Origin of the sequence: Halomonas sp. E19, assembly GCF_052439355.1 — a bacterium.
Lineage (GTDB): Bacteria > Pseudomonadota > Gammaproteobacteria > Pseudomonadales > Halomonadaceae > Halomonas.
Genome location: NZ_JBNFWU010000001.1, coordinates 1530539 through 1548426, shown reverse-complemented (window position 1 = coordinate 1548426; position 17888 = coordinate 1530539). Strand labels below are relative to the sequence as shown.

The 17888-nt window shown below is 52.1% G+C and carries 17 protein-coding genes; 15 read left to right on the top strand and 2 right to left on the bottom strand.

Annotated features, from left to right (window positions below):
• Nucleotides 1-14: 14 nt before the first annotated feature.
• From pseC to pseI, 5 genes are read left to right on the top strand one after another with little or no spacing between them, the layout of a single operon-like run.
• On the top strand, nt 15-1064 hold the full coding sequence (gene pseC / locus ACUDAL_RS08275; protein ID WP_444677802.1) for a UDP-4-amino-4,6-dideoxy-N-acetyl-beta-L-altrosamine transaminase: 1050 nt from the start codon (nt 15-17) through the stop codon (nt 1062-1064).
• A complete protein-coding gene (pseF, locus tag ACUDAL_RS08270; protein WP_444677801.1) occupies nt 1061-1792 on the top strand; it encodes a pseudaminic acid cytidylyltransferase in 732 nt (243 codons plus the stop codon). The genes pseC and pseF overlap by 4 nt, the downstream gene beginning before the upstream one ends.
• Nucleotides 1789-2958 carry a UDP-2,4-diacetamido-2,4,6-trideoxy-beta-L-altropyranose hydrolase gene (gene pseG / locus ACUDAL_RS08265; protein WP_444677800.1) on the top strand — a complete coding sequence of 390 codons (1170 nt, stop codon included), beginning with the start codon at nt 1789-1791 and terminating at the stop codon, nt 2956-2958. Before pseF ends, pseG begins: the two co-directional genes overlap by 4 nt.
• Nucleotides 2955-3614: a formyltransferase family protein gene (locus tag ACUDAL_RS08260; protein ID WP_444677799.1), complete on the top strand. Its 660-nt coding sequence runs from the start codon at nt 2955-2957 to the stop codon at nt 3612-3614. Before pseG ends, ACUDAL_RS08260 begins: the two co-directional genes overlap by 4 nt.
• A complete protein-coding gene (pseI, locus tag ACUDAL_RS08255; RefSeq protein WP_444677798.1) occupies nt 3601-4656 on the top strand; it encodes a pseudaminic acid synthase in 1056 nt (351 codons plus the stop codon). Before ACUDAL_RS08260 ends, pseI begins: the two co-directional genes overlap by 14 nt.
• A 988-nt stretch (nt 4657-5644) precedes the next feature.
• Here the strand turns inward: pseI and ACUDAL_RS08250 are convergent.
• Nucleotides 5645-5854 carry a hypothetical protein gene (locus tag ACUDAL_RS08250; protein WP_444677797.1) on the bottom strand — a complete coding sequence of 70 codons (210 nt, stop codon included), beginning with the start codon at nt 5852-5854 and terminating at the stop codon, nt 5645-5647.
• A 48-nt stretch (nt 5855-5902) separates the two neighbouring features.
• Here ACUDAL_RS08250 and ACUDAL_RS08245 point away from each other — a divergent pair, with 48 nt between their 5' ends.
• The 7 genes from ACUDAL_RS08245 to ACUDAL_RS08215 all read left to right on the top strand — a co-directional run bounded on the left by ACUDAL_RS08245 (nt 5903) and on the right by ACUDAL_RS08215 (nt 14232).
• Nucleotides 5903-8035, top strand: coding sequence for a glycosyltransferase (locus ACUDAL_RS08245; RefSeq protein ID WP_444677796.1), 2133 nt, complete (start codon nt 5903-5905; stop codon nt 8033-8035).
• Nucleotides 8035-9171, top strand: a complete 1137-nt coding sequence (gene gmd / locus ACUDAL_RS08240) for a GDP-mannose 4,6-dehydratase (RefSeq protein WP_444677795.1) — start codon at nt 8035-8037, stop codon at nt 9169-9171. Before ACUDAL_RS08245 ends, gmd begins: the two co-directional genes overlap by 1 nt.
• On the top strand, nt 9161-10135 hold the full coding sequence (gene fcl / locus ACUDAL_RS08235) for a GDP-L-fucose synthase (RefSeq protein WP_444677794.1): 975 nt from the start codon (nt 9161-9163) through the stop codon (nt 10133-10135). The genes gmd and fcl overlap by 11 nt, the downstream gene beginning before the upstream one ends.
• Nucleotides 10136-10140: 5 nt before the next feature.
• The gene (locus ACUDAL_RS08230; RefSeq protein ID WP_444677793.1) at nt 10141-10650 is read left to right on the top strand and encodes a GDP-mannose mannosyl hydrolase; all 510 of its coding nucleotides are present in this window, start codon (nt 10141-10143) and stop codon (nt 10648-10650) included.
• Nucleotides 10651-10660: 10 nt separating this feature from the next.
• Entirely contained in the window at nt 10661-12085 is a 1425-nt protein-coding gene (locus tag ACUDAL_RS08225) for a mannose-1-phosphate guanylyltransferase/mannose-6-phosphate isomerase (RefSeq protein ID WP_444677792.1), read from the top strand.
• Entirely contained in the window at nt 12085-12852 is a 768-nt protein-coding gene (locus tag ACUDAL_RS08220; protein ID WP_444677791.1) for a glycosyltransferase family 2 protein, read from the top strand. The genes ACUDAL_RS08225 and ACUDAL_RS08220 overlap by 1 nt, the downstream gene beginning before the upstream one ends.
• 78 nt (nt 12853-12930) lie before the next feature.
• Nucleotides 12931-14232, top strand: a complete 1302-nt coding sequence (locus ACUDAL_RS08215; RefSeq protein WP_444677790.1) for an exopolysaccharide biosynthesis polyprenyl glycosylphosphotransferase — start codon at nt 12931-12933, stop codon at nt 14230-14232.
• 2 nt (nt 14233-14234) lie between these two features.
• Here ACUDAL_RS08215 and ACUDAL_RS08210 read toward each other — a convergent pair whose 3' ends face one another.
• Nucleotides 14235-14426, bottom strand: coding sequence for a hypothetical protein (locus tag ACUDAL_RS08210; RefSeq protein ID WP_444677789.1), 192 nt, complete (start codon nt 14424-14426; stop codon nt 14235-14237).
• A 471-nt stretch (nt 14427-14897) separates the two neighbouring features.
• Here ACUDAL_RS08210 and ACUDAL_RS08205 point away from each other — a divergent pair, with 471 nt between their 5' ends.
• The 3 genes from ACUDAL_RS08205 (at nt 14898) to ACUDAL_RS08195 (ending at nt 17884) form a co-directional block, all read left to right on the top strand.
• Nucleotides 14898-15254 (top strand): integrase core domain-containing protein, encoded by a 357-nt coding sequence (locus ACUDAL_RS08205; RefSeq protein ID WP_444677788.1) that lies wholly within the window; start codon nt 14898-14900, stop codon nt 15252-15254.
• Between the two features lie 207 nt (nt 15255-15461).
• Entirely contained in the window at nt 15462-16769 is a 1308-nt protein-coding gene (locus ACUDAL_RS08200) for an O-antigen ligase family protein (RefSeq protein ID WP_444677787.1), read from the top strand.
• Nucleotides 16754-17884 carry a glycosyltransferase family 9 protein gene (locus ACUDAL_RS08195; protein ID WP_444677786.1) on the top strand — a complete coding sequence of 377 codons (1131 nt, stop codon included), beginning with the start codon at nt 16754-16756 and terminating at the stop codon, nt 17882-17884. The genes ACUDAL_RS08200 and ACUDAL_RS08195 overlap by 16 nt, the downstream gene beginning before the upstream one ends.
• The last annotated feature ends 4 nt before the right edge of the window (nt 17885-17888 follow it).

Below are 17888 nucleotides of genomic sequence, written 5' to 3'. Positions count from 1 at the left end.
GCTTCGAGCAAGCGGTGGCAGGGAAGGTCGGCGCTCGCCATGCGCTGGCAGTCAATAGCGCCACCTCGGCGCTGCATATCGCATGCCTGGCGTTAGGCCTGGGGGAGGGCGACTGGCTGTGGACGACGCCGATTACCTTTGTTGCCTCTGCCAATTGTGGCCGCTACTGCGGCGCCCAGGTCGACTTCGTGGATATCGATCCGCGCACCTATAACCTCTGCCCGCAAGCGCTGGCGACCAAACTCGAGCAGGCCGAGGCGGAAGGGCGCCTGCCCAAGGTGGTCGTGGCGGTGCACCTGTGTGGCCAGCCGTGCGATATGCAGGCGATCTACGCCCTTGGCCAGCGCTATGGATTCCGGCTTATCGAGGATGCCTCCCACGCCATCGGCGGCAAATATCAAGGCGACTACATCGGCAGCGGCCGCTACGGCGATATCACCGTGTTCAGCTTCCACCCGGTGAAGATCATCACCACCGCCGAAGGCGGCATGGCGCTGACCAACGACGATGATCTTGCCCAGCGCATGGACCTGCTGCGCAGCCACGGCGTGACCCGCGATCCCGCGCTGATGACCCACGAGGCGGATGGCCCCTGGTACTACCAGCAGGTCGATCTCGGCTATAACTACCGCCTGACCGAGCTGCAGGCAGCCCTAGGGCTTTCCCAGTTGGAGCGCCTGGACGACTATGTGGCACGGCGCAATGCCCTGGCCGAGCGGTACGATAGCGCTCTGGCCGAGCTGCCCGTGACCACGCCCTGGCAGCAACCCGACAGCTATTCCGGCCGTCACCTCTACGTGATCCGCCTCCAGCGCGACCGGATCACCCCGACCCACCGCCAGGTGTTCGAGCGCCTGCGCGAACAGGGCATCGGCGTGAACTTGCACTACATTCCAGTGCATACCCAGCCCTACTATCGGGCGCTCGGCTTCAAGCCCGGCGACTTCCCCGCCGCGGAAGCCTACTATGCCGAGGCGATCAGCCTGCCGCTATTCCCGACGATGACGGAAACGCAGCAGGATGAGGTAGTGACCGCACTGGCCCGGGCTCTGGAGGTCGCATGACACAGGTGCCAGAAGGGCAGGCCATCGCGGTCATCCCCGCCCGCGGCGGCAGCAAGCGGATTCCGCGCAAAAACATACGCGAGTTTGCCGGCAAGCCGATGATCGCCTGGTCGATTGATGCAGCGCTGGCCAGCGGCTGCTTCGCCCGAGTGATCGTCTCCACCGATGATGACGAGATCGCTGCCGTGGCCGAGGCGCAGGGCGCCGAGGTGCCGTTTCGCCGCCCGGCCGCGCTCTCCGATGACCATACCGGCACGATCCCGGTGATTGCCCACGCCATCGATTGGCTGGACGAGCAGGGCGAGGTGCCTGACGCGGTTTGCTGCCTCTACGCCACGGCGCCGTTCGTGCAGGCCAAAGATTTGCAGACTGGGTTTCGCGCCCTGCAGGCAAGCAGTGACGTCGATTACGCCTTCTCGGTGACCAGCTACGCCTTTCCCATACAGCGCGCGTTGCGCCTGACGCCGGAAGGGCGCGTGACGATGTTCCAGCCCGAGCACTTCCATACCCGCTCCCAAGATCTCGAGGAAGCCTGGCACGACGCCGGGCAGTTCTACTGGGGCCGCGCCGCCGCCTGGGGCAAGGGCACACCGATCTTCAGCGAGCGTGCCGTGCCGGTGCCGCTGCCGCGCCACCGCGTCCAGGATATCGACACGCCGGAAGACTGGCAGCGGGCTGAATGGCTGTTCAAGGCCTGGCAGGCCCGGCAACAGGGCGACTGGGCATGAGCGAAGCGCCGATAGCCTCCCGCCTTCAGGGGCAGGTAGTTGCCTTCCGCGCCGACGCCTCGCTGGAGATCGGCAGCGGCCACGTCATGCGCTGCCTGACCCTCGCCAATGCCCTTCAGGCCCAAGGCGCCCAATGCCATTTCCTCTGCCGGGAGCACCCGGGGCATCTGTGCGAGATGATCGAAGCCCGTGGCTTCATGGTCCATCGGCTACCACAGGAAAAGAATGAAACCGAAACAGGTATCATCCCTAGTTCTGAGCCTGAGCCTGCCCATGCCACCTGGCTGGGCGCGAGCTGGGCCCAGGATGCCGCAGCTAGCGGAGCGATCCTGCCCGAGCTGGCTCCCGCCTGGCTGGTGGTGGACCATTACGCCCTGGATCATCGCTGGGAAACGGCTGTACTCAACTATCTTCCTAGGTCAGCAACGCGTCTGCTGGTGATCGACGACCTGGCGGATCGGCGCCACATTGCCAATCTGTTGCTGGACCAGAATCTCGGGCGTAATGCGGAGGACTATCGTGGCCTCGTGCCCGAGACCTGCCAGGTACTGGCAGGGCCACGCTATGCGCTGCTGCGCCCCGAGTTCTGCGAATGGCGCGAGGCCAGCCTTAGCCGGCGTGCCCAAGAGCCTGGGCTGAAGCGCCTGCTGATTAACCTTGGAGGCATGGACAAGGACAACGTCACCGGCCAGGTGCTAGATGCCCTGACCAACTGCGACCTGCCTCATGATTTGCAGATTAGTGTGGTGATGGGAGCCACTGCCCCCTGGCGTGAGACGGTAACGGCTCAGGCCAAAGCGATGCCCTGGTCCACGGAGGTGGTGGTCAACGTCAGCGATATGGCCCGGCGCATTGCCGAGGCGGACCTCGCCATCGGTGCCGCCGGCAGCACCTCCTGGGAGCGCTGCTGCCTGGGCCTGCCCACCCTGATGGTGGTGCTGGCCGACAACCAGCGGGAGATTGCTGACGCCCTTGCTGCAAAAGGCGCGGCGCTGCCGCTGGACTCGGCGGATCTCGGGGCGTCGCTGCTAGGCCAGTTGGCCATGCTGGACGCCCACGGCGCGCTGACGGCGATGAGCCTGCAGGCCGCAGTCCTGGTAGATGGCGGTGGGAGTGATCGGGTAATCATGGCACTTGGCAGTATGCATCAGGAAGAATCGAGATGAATATTACCCTGCTCTGTACAAGTCCTGAGCACCCAGTCAATGACTGGTTGCTGCGTTGGAAAATACGTCACCAAGGCTTGCACGATGTTGTGGTGTGCCGTGATCGTGAAGAGCTTCCTGGTGGAGATATTCTCTTTCTGATTTCTTGCAGTCAGATCATCGATGCTGAGACAAGAAATAATTACTCACATGTCATGGTTCTTCATGCTAGTGATTTGCCAAAGGGGCGGGGATGGAGCCCACACATTTGGGAGTTGCTCGCAGGAAATGACACTATTACTGTGAGCCTCCTTACGGCTGCGGACGGAGTCGATACTGGCGAAATCTGGGCTAAGCGGAGATTCTCTGTTCCTCCACATGCGCTTTATGACGAGATCAATGAGAAGCTTTTTGACACCGAGCTGGCATTGTTGGATGAAGCGATAAAGCTAGTCGAGGGCGGCGTCAGGCCGATGAGTCAAACCAGTGACATTATGCCTAGCTATTACAGGAGGCGAACTCCATCCGATAGTGAAATTGACCCGCATCAGCCACTGAGTGAACTATTCAATACCATTCGTGTTATGGACCCACAGCGCTTCCCGGCGTTTTTCACGCTGCATGGCCATACTTACACGATTGAAATCAAGAAGGTGTCTCCTGATGAAAGAGATTAGTATTAATGGTCGGGTGATTGGTCCCAGCCATGCCCCCTATATCATTGCTGAACTTTCGGCCAATCATAATGGCAAGATAGAAACGGCCATGCGCATCATCGAAGAGGCCGCCAAGGCGGGCGCAGATGCGATCAAACTGCAGACTTATCGTCCCGACACCATAACGCTTGATAGTGACCTGCCAGACTTTCAAATTACTGAAGGGCTGTGGAAGGGGCGTACCCTGTATGAGCTGTACGAGTGGGCCCATACACCCTGGGAGTGGCACCAGCCGCTGTTCGAGCATGCCCGCAAGTTCGGTATAACTATCTTCAGCTCCCCCTTCGATACCACCGCGGTTGACCTGCTTGAAGAGCTCGGCGCCCCGGCCTACAAGATCGCCTCCTTCGAAGCGGTGGACCTGCCGCTGATTGAGTACGTGGCCAGGACCGGCAAGCCGATGATCATTTCCACCGGCATGGCCGACGCCGAGGAGATTCAGGAAGCCATTGACGCCGCCCTTGGCGCCGGCTGTGAGCAGCTTGCCATCCTGCACTGCGTCAGCGGCTATCCGGCTCCGCCGGAGGACTACAATCTACGCACCATTCCCGACATGGTCGAGCGCTTCGGCCTGGTCACTGGACTTTCCGACCACACCATCGACAACACCACCGCCATCACCAGCGTCGCGCTGGGCGCCAGCCTGGTCGAGAAACACTTCACCCTCGACCGCAACGGCGGTGGCCCCGACGACAGCTTCTCCCTGGAACCGGCCGAGCTCGCCGCCCTGTGCCGCGATGCCAAGACCGCCTGGCAGGCTCTGGGCAAGGTCGACTACGGCCGCAAGTCCAGCGAGCAGGGCAATGTGAAGTTCCGGCGCTCTCTATATTTCGTCAAGGACCTTAAGGCAGGAGAGATCATTACCGAGGATGCAGTGAGGAGTGTGAGACCGGGATATGGTTTACCCCCGAGCCATTTTAAAAATATTCTTGGAAAGAAAGTTACCAAAGATGTTTTTGCCTATACTGCCGTCAATAATAATTTAATCGAAACTTGCTTATAGGTAGGTTAACATGCATATTTTCATATGCACTAAGCCACTGCAAATTATGGTTGCAATGATGCTCAGGAAAATGAGTGTTTTATCTTGCCTATATGTGGTTAATAGCTTTGATTCAGCAAAGGAAGTCTCACGATCTCCTGAACTTGCTTCTTATTTTGATGAAGTGATTTTTTGTGGTTCCCGAGAAAATGCTATTCATGCAGCAAGAAAAAAAATGTAAAGATACTTTATGTGGACTCTGATATGGGGCTCAGAACTCATTTTAGCCTTCTTTTTTTAAATTTAGGAGGATGTTTTCTGAGGTCCATGTTTATGAAGAAGGTTTAGGGACTTATCGTGATGACATAGTGGCAACTAAAGCCAAGAGAATTTTTTACAGGGTGTTTGGCGCACCCATATGCATGGGAGGCGGCATAGTATCAAAGAATATACATGTCTTTGACATATCAGAGCATAACGCCAAGCTTCCACAATTGATAAAAAAAGTGTTTTAATAACTCGACCTCTCTCTGAGTTCGTAAAGGAAAATGAGGCTAGCCTTACTCGCATTTTCTCTCCTGGTTTTTCTAGTGAGAGCCTTGGGGAAGGCGAGGAAGCCTACATTTATTTAAGTGATTGGACTATCAATTTCGATGATTTGAAGAGCATGCAAGGGAAAAAACATTCATTTCTAAAGCCACATCCTCACATTGATACTAAGGGACTTAAATGCTTGAATAAGAGTATTGGTGGCATTCGACTATTGCCTGCATCGTTGCCGGCCGAAATTGTCCTGCTGGTTCTTGCTGGAAAGTTCAATAAGGTGCATGTACTACATAAAGGTAGCAGCACTATGCGTTACTTGGCAGGAGAAAAAAACATCCTCCATTGATAGACCTTTAGTAGAGCATTTATTATTTCATATACATCTTTAGTGCAAGCATAATTGCATCTCTTTATTAATGTGACTTTTGCTATGTTTATAAGAGCTAGCGGGGTGCTTTTTACCTCAGTATTTTTTTCTTTTTTTAGGCGGTTGGGTTCTGTCGGAGCCCGTAAACAGTAACGCAAGTTTAAAAATATTATTTCTTATTCTTATCGCCGCTTGTTTTTTTCTATCAATATTGTCAAGCGGTGTTGATGCATTAAAGTATTTTTTGCTTCTTTGTTTTTCATCAATCCCATTCTTGCTTTTTTTAGAAATACATATGCCGTGCATTTGATGGTTTCTGCGATAATGTTTTGCATATGGTATATGATAAATTCTGTGGATTATGAAAAATCCAGGAGAATATTATTAATTGCTTGGTGGGGAGGGGCTGTTTCATGCGTTTCTGTGATTTCTTCCATGTATTTTGGCTTAATTGAAAATGAAGAGTATTATGTTGCTACAAGCGGGGTAATAAAAAATTCGTTAGGGTTTTTTAATCCTAATTCCGTAGGGCTGTTGTCACTGAGTGTTTTCATTATTGCTATGTTGGCAAAGAGTAGGCTTGCTGTATTCTCTTCTGCGCTGTTGTTTTTGTTTGTGGCAGTGAATGCTATGCCTAGGGCATCTTTAGGATTGTTGCTGGTATTTCTTTTAATAATCTTGTTTTGCAAAACAAGCGATATCTCAGTAAAAAGAGTTGCATTGTTGATTGTGTGGACTTTTTCCTTCATTTGCATTTCCTTTTTTGTGTTTTACGACTTGTGGGGTCTGGAAACAAATAGTGCGTTTTTTCTCATGGTCGATAAGTTTCTTAGCTACCGCGTTTCGATAGCGGTTCATTCTGAAAGTTTCACGATGGCGAATATTTTTTTGCCATCGCCCGATTTTATTAACTTTGATCTTGCCTTTGTTACCATTGTTTATAATTTTGGAGCCTTGTTGTCCTATCTTTTCTTGTTTGTCCTGCTTCTTGTGATTTTCTGTGCGCGAAGAGGTGATGTTGACATCTTGCTAGTCTCGTTGACTTTAATGTTTTCATCTCTATTTGTGGAAAATATAATGTATGCGTATTTTGCTTTAGGAGTGATAGGGGCTGCTCCTCTTGCAATGTCTTTAATGTATGTTTTGAGAAGCATTTCCCCTAAAAATTCCCCCACTAACTTTGGGATAAAAATGAAAGTCATTGCTATTTCTTTTTCATTCTCTAGGGGGGCTGCGATAGCTGCGTCCAAGTTTTCTAACATCCTTTTAGAGATTCCGTGGGTTACGTTGGATCAGGTCAAGGCTGATTCGGATGTTAATGAAGGCGGCGGTGTTGCATACACAATTCACTTAATGAAGCGCATTATTTCTTATTCTCTCCTAAAAGTCATGAATGATAGTAATCCTGTCAAGCATTCTTTGAATATTTTTTCATCTCGTAGCCTGCTGAAGTGCTTTCGTTCTCAGGGTAAAGATCTTGAACTGGTCTTTAATTTTCATTGGTTGAATAATGATCTGCTAAGTGTGTTCAGGTTTTCAAGCTTTCCCAAGTGTAGTGTCATCACGCTTCATGATGAGTGGTTGTATTGTGGTGCTGAGCACTATGTAGATATTGAAAGTGGAGATATGTCATTCCGCGATGGCTACCGTTTTTTCAATAGGAAAATACTCGGATTAAATTGGAATTATATAATATGGAGGTTAAAGCTTCGGAGTCTTAGGGGTCGAAATGATATAATCTTTACAGTACCTTCTTCTTGGATGCTTCAGCGCGCTAGTTCCAGTCTTATCTTAAAGGGAAAGGATGTGCGGCTTATGCCGAACCCGATACCTACAGATATTTTTATACCTGCTTCCGATGAAGAGAAAAGACAGCTTAGGGAAAAGTTCGGGCTTTCTGGGAATGATGTATTGATTTGTCTTGGGGCTGTGAATGGAAAATTAAATCCTTTGAAAGGATATGATTTGGCCGAAAAGGCTTTGGCCAGCCTTAATAAAAAACTTAGTCAAGATGTTATCGGAAAGGTGTGCTTGGTTTTCTTTGGGCATGGTGATTTTGAAAGAGGCTATTTCCAAGGCGTGCGCATGATTAATGTCGGCAAGGTGTCAGGCGCTTCAGCCATGCGTGATATATATGCCATGTGTGACTGGACCCTCGTTCCTTCAAAGGTGGAAGCTTTTGGGCAGGTGGCGGCAGAAAGCCTGGCATGTGAAACTCCGGTGATTGCTTTCAATACTTCCGGCCTAAAAGATGTTGTAAAGGATCGCGTTAGTGGCTTTTTGGCCGAGCCTTTCAATTGTGACGATTATGCAGATTGTATAATGAGCGCGCTCATGATGGATTCAGATTGTTATCTGGAAATGTCGAGGGCTGGGAGAAGTCATATCGAAGAAAGCTTTTCTACCCTTGTCGTAAAAGAATCGTATTTGTCTGTGTTGAATGATTCGCTGATGCGAAAGCGAGAACTGATGGAAAAGGAGCGGTGATGCCTAAAAAAATTGCTTTGATCACAGGAGTTACTGGGCAAGACGGTTCCTATCTCGCTGAGTTTTTATTGGGTAAGGGTTATGAGGTCCACGGTATCAAGCGCAGGGCTTCGCTGTTTAATACACAACGTGTCGATCATATCTATCAAGATCCGCATGTCGAGAATCAAAACTTTGTTCTGCATTATGGCGACTTGTCAGATTCCTCGAACCTGACTCGGATAATTCAGCAGGTGCAGCCCGACGAGGTTTATAACTTGGCTGCCCAGTCCCACGTGGCTGTAAGCTTTGAGTCGCCGGAGTACACCGCGAATGTAGATGCGCTGGGTACGCTTCGGCTTCTTGAGGCGATTCGCTTGCTGGGGCTTGAGAAGAAAACGCGATTCTACCAGGCCTCCACCTCTGAGCTTTTCGGCGAGGTGCAGGAGACACCCCAGCGCGAGACTACGCCGTTCTACCCGCGCTCGCCCTATGCAGCGGCCAAGCTGTATGCCTACTGGATCACCGTGAACTACCGCGAGTCGTATGGCATGTACGCCTGCAACGGAATTTTGTTCAATCATGAGTCGCCGCGTCGGGGCGAGACCTTCGTCACCCGCAAGATCACTCGTGGTCTGACCAATATCGCTCAAGGCCTTGAGCAGTGCCTCTACATGGGCAACATGGATGCGCTGCGCGACTGGGGCCATGCCAAGGATTACGTCCGCATGCAGTGGATGATGCTTCAGCAGGAAGAAGCTGAGGATTACGTAATTGCGACCGGAAAACAAATATCGGTGCGTGATTTCATTCGTATGAGTGCCTTGGAACTTGGAATTACATTGCGTTTTGAAGGGCAAGGTATCGATGAGGTGGCAATTATTGAAGCGATTCAGGGGGAGCAGGCACCAGCTCTGAAAGTGGGTAATATTATCGTACGTGTCGATCCTCGCTATTTCCGGCCCGCGGAGGTAGAAACGCTGCTTGGCGACCCCAGCAAGGCCAAGAGCAAGCTAGGGTGGGAGCCTGAAATCACTGTTGAGGAGATGTGCGCTGAGATGGTAGCTGAAGATCTCAAGGTGGCCAAGCGGCATGCCTTGCTCAAGCAGCACGGCTACGAGATCCGGTTGCGGTGGAGGGCTGACCATGCCAGATAAGCTTGACCAGAGGATATTCGTCGCGGGACATCGTGGCATGGTCGGTTCGGCTATAGTGCGTCGTTTGCTGGCGTTGGGCTATTCCAGCATCCACTCTGCTACCCGCGATGAACTTGATTTAACCGATCAGGCCCAAGTGCAAGCCTTCTTTGCACGCAACCAGATCGATCAGGTTTATCTGGCAGCGGCCAAGGTGGGGGGCATCCATGCCAATAACACCTATCCCGCCGAGTTCCTCTATCAGAACCTTATGATCGAGGCCAACGTTATCCACGCTGCCCACCAGGCGGACGTCTACCGGCTGCTGTTCCTAGGTTCATCGTGCATCTATCCCAAGCATGCCGAGCAGCCGATGCGCGAGGATTCGCTGCTTAATGGTACCTTGGAACCTACCAACGAGCCCTATGCCATCGCCAAGATAGCCGGCATCAAGCTCTGCGAGAGCTATAATCGCCAGTATGGTCGTGACTATCGCAGCGTAATGCCTACAAACCTCTATGGCCCCAACGACAACTTTCACCCAGAGAACTCCCATGTGATTCCTGCGCTGCTGCGCCGCTTTCACGAGGCGAAGCTCAACGGTGACAATGAAGTCGTGGTGTGGGGTAGCGGCACTCCAATGCGCGAGTTTCTCCACGTGGATGACATGGCTGCAGCAAGTGTTCACGTGATGGAATTGGATGCGGACACCTATGCGGCCCATACAAAGCCAATGCTTTCGCACATCAATGTGGGAACTGGAGTGGATTGCACCATTCGTGAGTTGGCCGAAACCGTCAAGCGGGTCACGGGCTTTACAGGTGGGTTGCGCTTTGATGCCACTAAGCCCGATGGCACACCGCGCAAGTTGCTGGATGTTTCGAGGCTAAACGCGTTGGGCTGGCAAGCTAATATCACGCTAGAGGATGGCCTAAAAGATGCCTACCAGTGGTTTCTGGAGAATCAGGATCGTTTCCGCGGCTGAAACTGATGAATGAATTACAGACCACAGAAAAGGGATGGTTAAGTGACGACGCCTTTGGTCAGGTTGTGGCTAATACACCATTGGTGTCGTTGGACTTTGTGGTGACCAATCCCTTAGGAGAATGGCTGCTTGGGCAACGGCAGAATCGACCAGCCCAAGGCTACTGGTTCGTACCGGGCGGGCGAGTACGTAAGAATGAGACTCTGACAGCCGCGGCTTGGCGTCTCACCGCTAATGAACTCGGCCGCCCTCAGTCTCTAGCGAACATGAGTTTTCTAGGCGTATATGAACATTTTTATGCAGATAGTATGTTTGCCTCCGACCTTACGACTCACTATGTGGTACTGGCCTACCAGTTTGGTTTATCGCTAGAGCTTGATTCTCTACCTCGCCATCAACACAACCGCTATCGCTGGTGGGCGCCCCAGATTAATTGTGAGCATGCTTCCGTCCACCCCAACACGCGAGCGTATCTCCCAGCCGTTTCAGCACTAACATCCACCTCACTTGTTTAGCTAAAACACCATGATTAAGGAGATCCCCCATGTTGACGCCCGTAATCATGGCCGGGGAAGCGGTTCGCGCTTGTGGCCTCTTTCCCGCCAGCTGCACCCGAAACAGTTTCTTTCACTGATTGGTGAAGCAACTATGTTGCAGGAGACTTTGCAGCGGTTGGCGGCGCTTGAGCACTCCGCTCCGCTATTGATTGGGAATGAAGAGCATCGTTTCCTGATTGCCGAGCAGCTTCGCCAGGAAGGTATTCGAGACGCTCGTATCCTCCTCGAACCGGAAGGGCGTAATACTGCCCCAGCGATAGCCCTTGCGGCGTTACAGGCCATGGCACAAGACCCTGATGCGTTGCTACTGGTACTTTCAGCCGACCACATGATTCGGGATGTAAACGCATTTCATCGTAGTGTGTGGTGCGCCCAGGCGCTGGCGGAGCAGGGCCAACTGGTGACCTTTGGCGTGGTCCCCACTCACGCGGAAACTGGCTACGGCTATATACAGCGTGGGGAAAAGCAGGGCGATATGGGTTATAGAGTGCGCCGTTTTGTCGAGAAACCCGACAGGGCAACCGCCGAGAATTATCTCGTTAACGGAGACTATTACTGGAACAGTGGTATGTTTTTGTTTCAGGCCAAGCGCTATCTTGTAGAGCTTGAGCGTTTTCAGCCAGCTATGGTCGAAGCATGCCGCGCAGCCTTGGCGGGGGCTAGCGAAGATCTCGACTTCATTCGACTCGATGCGGAAGCCTTCATGGCATGTCCGTCAGATTCTATCGACTATGCGGTATTGGAACACACTGAACATGCCAGCGTTGTCCCATTAGACGCAGGTTGGAACGATATAGGCTCTTGGTCTGCTCTATGGGAGGTTAGTTCACGAGACGAACAGGGCAATGCTTGCCATGGTGATGTACTCTTGGAAGATAGCCATGATTTGCTTGTGCACGCTGAGCATCGCCTGGTCGCCACGCTTGGTGTCGAGAACCTCGTAGTAGTGGAAACCAAGGATGCGGTGTTGGTCGCTCATAAAAATAACGTTCAAGACGTCAAGCGGATCGTCGAGCGCCTAAAGGCTGAGGGACGGAGCGAGCATCATAATCAACGAGAAGTCTATCGCCCTTGGGGTGTCTACGACAGTGTCGACCAGGGCCATCGTTATCAAGTCAAGCGTATTACGGTAAAACCCGGTGCAAAGCTATCCGTGCAGATGCACCACCACCGCGCTGAGCATTGGGTAGTAGTGTCGGGCACGGCTAAGGTCACTAATGGTGATAAAAGCTATCTGGTCAAAGAGGACGAATCGACATACATTCCGCTTGGGCAAGTACATGCTTTGGAAAATCCTGGAAAAATTCCGCTTGAATTAATTGAGGTTCAATCGGGATCCTATTTGGGTGAAGACGATATCGTACGCTTCAATGACCGCTATGGACGCTGCTAATGGCTAAGCCTTTGACGATTTCTGTGATAACTGCTTGTTTCAACAGTCAAGCGACTATCGGAGAAGCTATCGCAACGCTAAAAGAGCAAACTTGGCCTAGTGTTGAACATGTAGTCATCGACGGTGGATCAAAGGACGCAACGGTTGCCATTGCTCGCGAGACGTTGGAGGAGGGCGATGTACTCGTCACCGAACCTGACCAAGGTATCTATGATGCCCTGAACAAGGGCATTGCCCACGCCAGCGGCGAGGTTGTCGGCTTTTTGCACTCCGACGACCTCTACGCAAACAGCGAAGTGCTGAGTCGGATAGCTGAATGCTTTACTGATCCCGCTGTAGGCGCAGTTTATGGTGACCTTCAATATGTGCAGGCAGACAATCCCGAACGGGTAATTCGGCATTGGAAGTCAGGTCAGTACAATCCCAATAAACTAAAACGTGGCTGGATGCCACCACACCCTACTTTTTTCATGCGCCGTGAGCTTTATAGAGAACTGGGTGGTTTCGACCTAGCATATAGAATATCAGGTGACTATGATGCCATGCTTCGTTATTTGAGTAGCGAGAAAGTCAGAGTCATATATTTACCTGAAGTTCTAGTGAAAATGCGTGTGGGTGGGGCCAGCAATGGCAGTCTCAAACAAATACTGAATAAATCGCGGGAAGATATAGCGGTGATGCGTAACAATGGGATTAATCCTATAGTCGCGTTGCCTTGTAAGAATTTGTCAAAGCTACCGCAGTTTATCAAGGCTCGTATGAGCTAACCCCGCATATGCCGAGACTGGTGAGCTGCTCTGCGGTGGCTGACTTATTGCTTAAAATTTTAAAGAGACATAAGAAAGATGTCCGAAGGGATAACAGGGATGACAAATCGGTTTCGGTATGAGCGCCGACACTCTCGCTGGTACGAGGCGCTGCTACTGGGGTGGCCATTTCAGCTTATTGTGGGTGCACTGGTAGTGGTGGGCTTGCCCGCTTGGGAACGGTGGGAATGGGGTTTTTGGGAATACTTTCCCCCAGTACGCAGTAACACGATTATCGCTTGTCTTCTGGCCTTCGTGGGCATTCTCTGGACACTCAGGCGGATGCACCGTTTTCCTGGCGCGCGTGTATCGGCGCTTATTGCGCCTACCATCTCGGTGGCCTATCTCCTTGTGGTGGCAGTCCTCTTCTTTAGCCGGGAGGAGTACACGCGGCAAGTACTATTCACTAGCTATTTGATGAGCTTGGGCTGGTTCTACATGGCCTTCTTCCTGGGCAGGCGTTACCGCCGTATGAAGCTGGGGGTTGTGCCGGTGGGGCGTGTGGGCGAGTTGCAACCCACACCTGATATTGAGCTGCGCGGTCTGGAAGAGCCCGACTTGGCCGGTGTCCGTTATGATGGTGTGGTTGCCGACTTGCATACTGATGAGCTCAGCCCAGAATGGGAGAGGTTTCTGGCACGCTGCACGCTTCATCACATTCCCGTCTACCATGTCAGGCAAATTCAGGAATCGATGTCTGGACGTGTGCGCATCGAGCACTTGACTGAAAACGAATATGGCAGCTTGCTGCCATCGCTCAGATATCAAAGTTTCAAGCGCTTTATCGATTTGGTAGCGGCGTTACTGCTAGTGCCGCTTCTTTTACCGGTCATGCTGGCCACGGCTCTGGCCATTCGCCTGGATAGCCCCGGGCCCGCCCTATTTATTCAGCAGCGAATGGGCTTTAGGGGCGTGCCTTTCAAAGTCTATAAGTTTCGCAGCATGTATGTTGACCATGAAGGATGTGGCTTCACCGAGGGGGAGGAAGATCCGCGTATCACCCGGGTAGGGCGTTTTATCCGCAAGTATCGCCTGGATGAGCTGCCCCAATTGCTGAACGTGATTAAAGGTGAAATGAGCTTCATTGGACCACGACCCGAGTCCATGGAGCTTTCTGAGTGGTACGAACGGGATGTAGCCTTCTTCAGCTACCGCCACGTGGTGCGACCCGGCATTTCCGGTTGGGCCCAGGTGGAGCAGGGCTATGCCGCCGAAGTTGATGGTATGACTACCAAGCTGCAGTACGACTTCTACTACATCAAGCACTTTTCGCTGTGGCTGGATATCCTGATCGTCTTCAAAACATTGAAGACGATCGCGACGGGCTTTGGCGCCCGGTAACCTTATCCCTCAAGCGAGTAAAAGTCTCCGGCGTTATCCTCGAAGGCATCGGCCAAGCGGATGTAGCTCCTGAAGGTGCGTTGATCACGATGTGCGCTGATGCGCTTGATCTGCAGGTCGTTCTTGCCTCGCAGATGCGCCTCGGTAATGAAGCCAGCGCGAAAACTGTGTGGTGAATAGCCCTGAGCGGTCAACCCGGCCTGCTCCAGGGCTTTTTCATTCTGGCATAGAGGTTTTGTGCGGTCATGCGGCTTGGTCTTCCTTCAGAAACCGGTCCACCGTAAATGTAGTTTTCCGCTACGTTTCGCCTGATAGCAGGAGATCTCGCGATGAAGTGTAACCGACATACCGAACAGCTGATCATCACCATCTTCAAGGCAACGTGCCGAGCTGGCCCGGCAGAACGGCGTGACCGACCAGATTCTCTACCGCTGGTAGGCCAAGTACAGTGGCATAAAAGTCTCTGAGGCCAAGCGCCTGCGTGAGTAGGAGGCCTAGAATACCCGGCAAGAAGCTGCTGGCGGAGCGCGCCCTCAATACTGCCGTGCTCAAGGAGATCGTCTAGGAAAAGTGGTGACGCCCCAAAGCGAAGCGGTGTGCGGTGAAGTATCTGGTGACAGGCGGCTGGCTCAGCCAGCCGCCTGTCGGTTGCTGGGACGGACCCGTTGGCCTCTGGGCGGCACTTTCGTGTGCTGAACATCTTGGACGATTTCAGCCGCGAGTGTGTCGGCCAGTTGGTGGACCCCTCTATCTCGGAATGTCGTTTGGCCCAGTTCCTCGACGAGATCGCGAACCAATTCCCACTGCTGGCCTCGATTGTCTGCGATAACAGACCGGAGCTGACCAGCAAGGCGATGTTCTTCTGGGCACGTGAGCGAACGGTGACGCTGGCCTTCATCCGATCAGGGATGTCGACGCAGAATGCGTTCATCGAAAGCTTCAACGGCAAGTACCGGGACAGCTGCCTCAACCAGCGCTGGTTCCTGCGCCTGCCGGATGCACGGCACGAGATTACTCAATGAAGAACCCACTGCAACCATGTCAGACCGCACAGCTCGCTGGGCCATTTACCACCCGTGGCTATGCCAATGTGCCTTAAGGAGTGGATCCTCACATTGAGGACGGACCTAAACCAGGGGCAAGGTTGCTAGGACGATTCAGGTACTAGCTGCCTCATTCAGGTCATTCGGATGGTATACTGCTGCGGGCGCTCATCATGAGCGCCCGCGGTGTATGAGGAGCTGCCGCTCACCTTAGCTTTGCTCCTGCTGATGCTTCAGGATGATTATGAATCGTTTGTTCACAACTCCGATAGCCGTGCGGCTCAACCTTGTTGCTCTTTTTTGATCTTAGCGGTGTTAATCGCCACACCCATCCGTAGTCAAATTTTCTCTGCTTTATTAATGATTTATGGCATCGGATACTTGATTTCCCATCGTAGTACGTTGGTCGTAACACGCATTGATTGGATAGTGCTCGGGTTGCTCAGCTTGTACGTTGTCTCGAAAGTTCCGCTATTTGTACTGAGTGGCTACAATTCACGCTACTTATCGCCAGGATTGCATATGCTGGCGATGGCGCCGATTTATCTTATGCTTCGCCATTTGGTAGTAAGGCTCGAGCTGGCCCGCTTTCGTTTCTCTCTCGAATGGGGGGTGATTGTTGGGAGTCTAGGGGCTTTTTTCTTGGCACTCTATCAGTGGTTTACTTTGCCCCGAGTGGATGGTTTCTTATTTAGTATAAATTTCAGCTATCTGACATGCGCTATGGGCTTTCTCGCGTTAGCTTTGGTACGTGGCTCCAGGCGCAAGGGTTGGCTCATCACGGCGGGAGTTGCGGTTCTGGCGGCTTGCGTAATGACGCTGTCGCGAGGCGGCATTCTTGCAATACCCTTCCTTTTACTTCTTCTGCTCGGTCTGAACATGGATCGACTCGGGTGGAAAAAGCCACTCTTGGTGCTGGGAGGATTGGCATTCCTTTCGCTAGCGGCTTACACGTTGGTGCCTGCAGTTGAACAGCGTGTGCAATACACCATCAGTGAGATAAGCAATATCGCGAGTGGAAATGTGTCAGATGCGGTGTCTACCGGTGGACGTTTGCAGCTCTGGACAGCAGCTTCTCTTGCATTTGCTGAACGCCCCTTAATTGGACTGACATATACTGAGCGTGAAGCTCAAATAGCAGAGCTGATTGAGCAAGAAATCCTTACTGAATGGGTTGCAACGGTAAGTCGAGGTCATGCCCATAGTCAGTACTTTGAAATGGCGGCCTCCGGGGGATTGATAGGTCTGTTTGCGTTAGTTGGTTTTTTGTTGGTTCCGGCTGTGTATCATTTGAAGTTGTTGTGGCGTGATCGCAACAATATTTATGCGTTGACAGCGTTTATTTTTACAAGCGGGTTTTCTTTTTATAGCTTGACGGAAGTCGCCATTAATCATGAGCTGATGGTAACCTTCTATAGTTATATGCAAGTATTATTGCTCGTGTTAGCGTTTGAACATTACACTAGGAGAGTGTCGTCATGTCCTGGGCAATAATCCACCGTATTCGTGTTTGGCGAGACAGCGCACGCCGTGGGTTGGTGTCCCGCTTGTACGACAGAAAAAAGGAGAATATTCAGAAGGTTGATAATATTCGCCGTATAGTTTTCGTACGCTGGGATGCTAAATGGGGCGACTCGGTGGTATTTTCTTTTGTCCCGCGTGAACTGCATCGAGACCCCGAGATTTCTGTGGAAGCCATCACAACTGCTGATATGGCCCCGATGTTTCGTGATATTTTTGGTGTCGATAAGGTCTATGAAGCACGTAAGCGAGCCGGTTATGGCGAAATACGCCGCTTGGCTCGCCGTATCGGGCAGGTAGATCTATTGGTATTTTTTAGCCATCAGGCCAATCATCGTGCGATTTACTTGTTAAGTCAGATACAAGCAAAGCACATAGCCAGCCTGGATGATACGATTGGGTTGGTGGACCTGAAGTTGGGTGAGCTGACTCAAGGTCAGCATTTTGCCGAAAAATATGTAACCCTTTTGAATAAGTGTGGCGTCAACGAGGTGGATGTCAGCTATATCGTACCTCGTGATGCGCAAAGTGAAGCGCGGGTAGCTGAATTTTTACCAGGGCATCGGCCTTTCGTGTGTGTCAACGCCTATAGCAAGGGTAGTGCTCGCAGCTTGAACTCTGCCACCACCGAGCGCCTGATCGAACTGCTGCTGGTCAACCTTCCTTTGCATGATGTGTGTGTACTGTCTGCACCAGGCAAACAGCAGGAGGTCGAGCGAATCTGCCACCGTGTGGGAGCAGGAAGGCTTTTCTGTCTACCTGATACATGTAGTATTTTCGATAATATTGCGCTGATTTCTCGTGCGGATGCGATGATATCGGGTATCACATCGACTGTGCATATTGCCGATGGGCTGGGTATACCTTCCTTCGTACTCTTTCCCTATGACCCAATAGACCGAGATGACTGGCATAGCCGCCATCCTGCATCAATCAATTTCTTGGCGGAGCCCAGTAATCCTCTCGATGTCAATCGTCTAAACTGGCCCCGTCTCGAAATCGAGATGCGTTCTTTTACTCGTTCACTTGAGCTTATGCGTCTCGATTTTTCGGATACTGGGCGTGAGCCGGCTTCAGGTGGTGGGTAACATC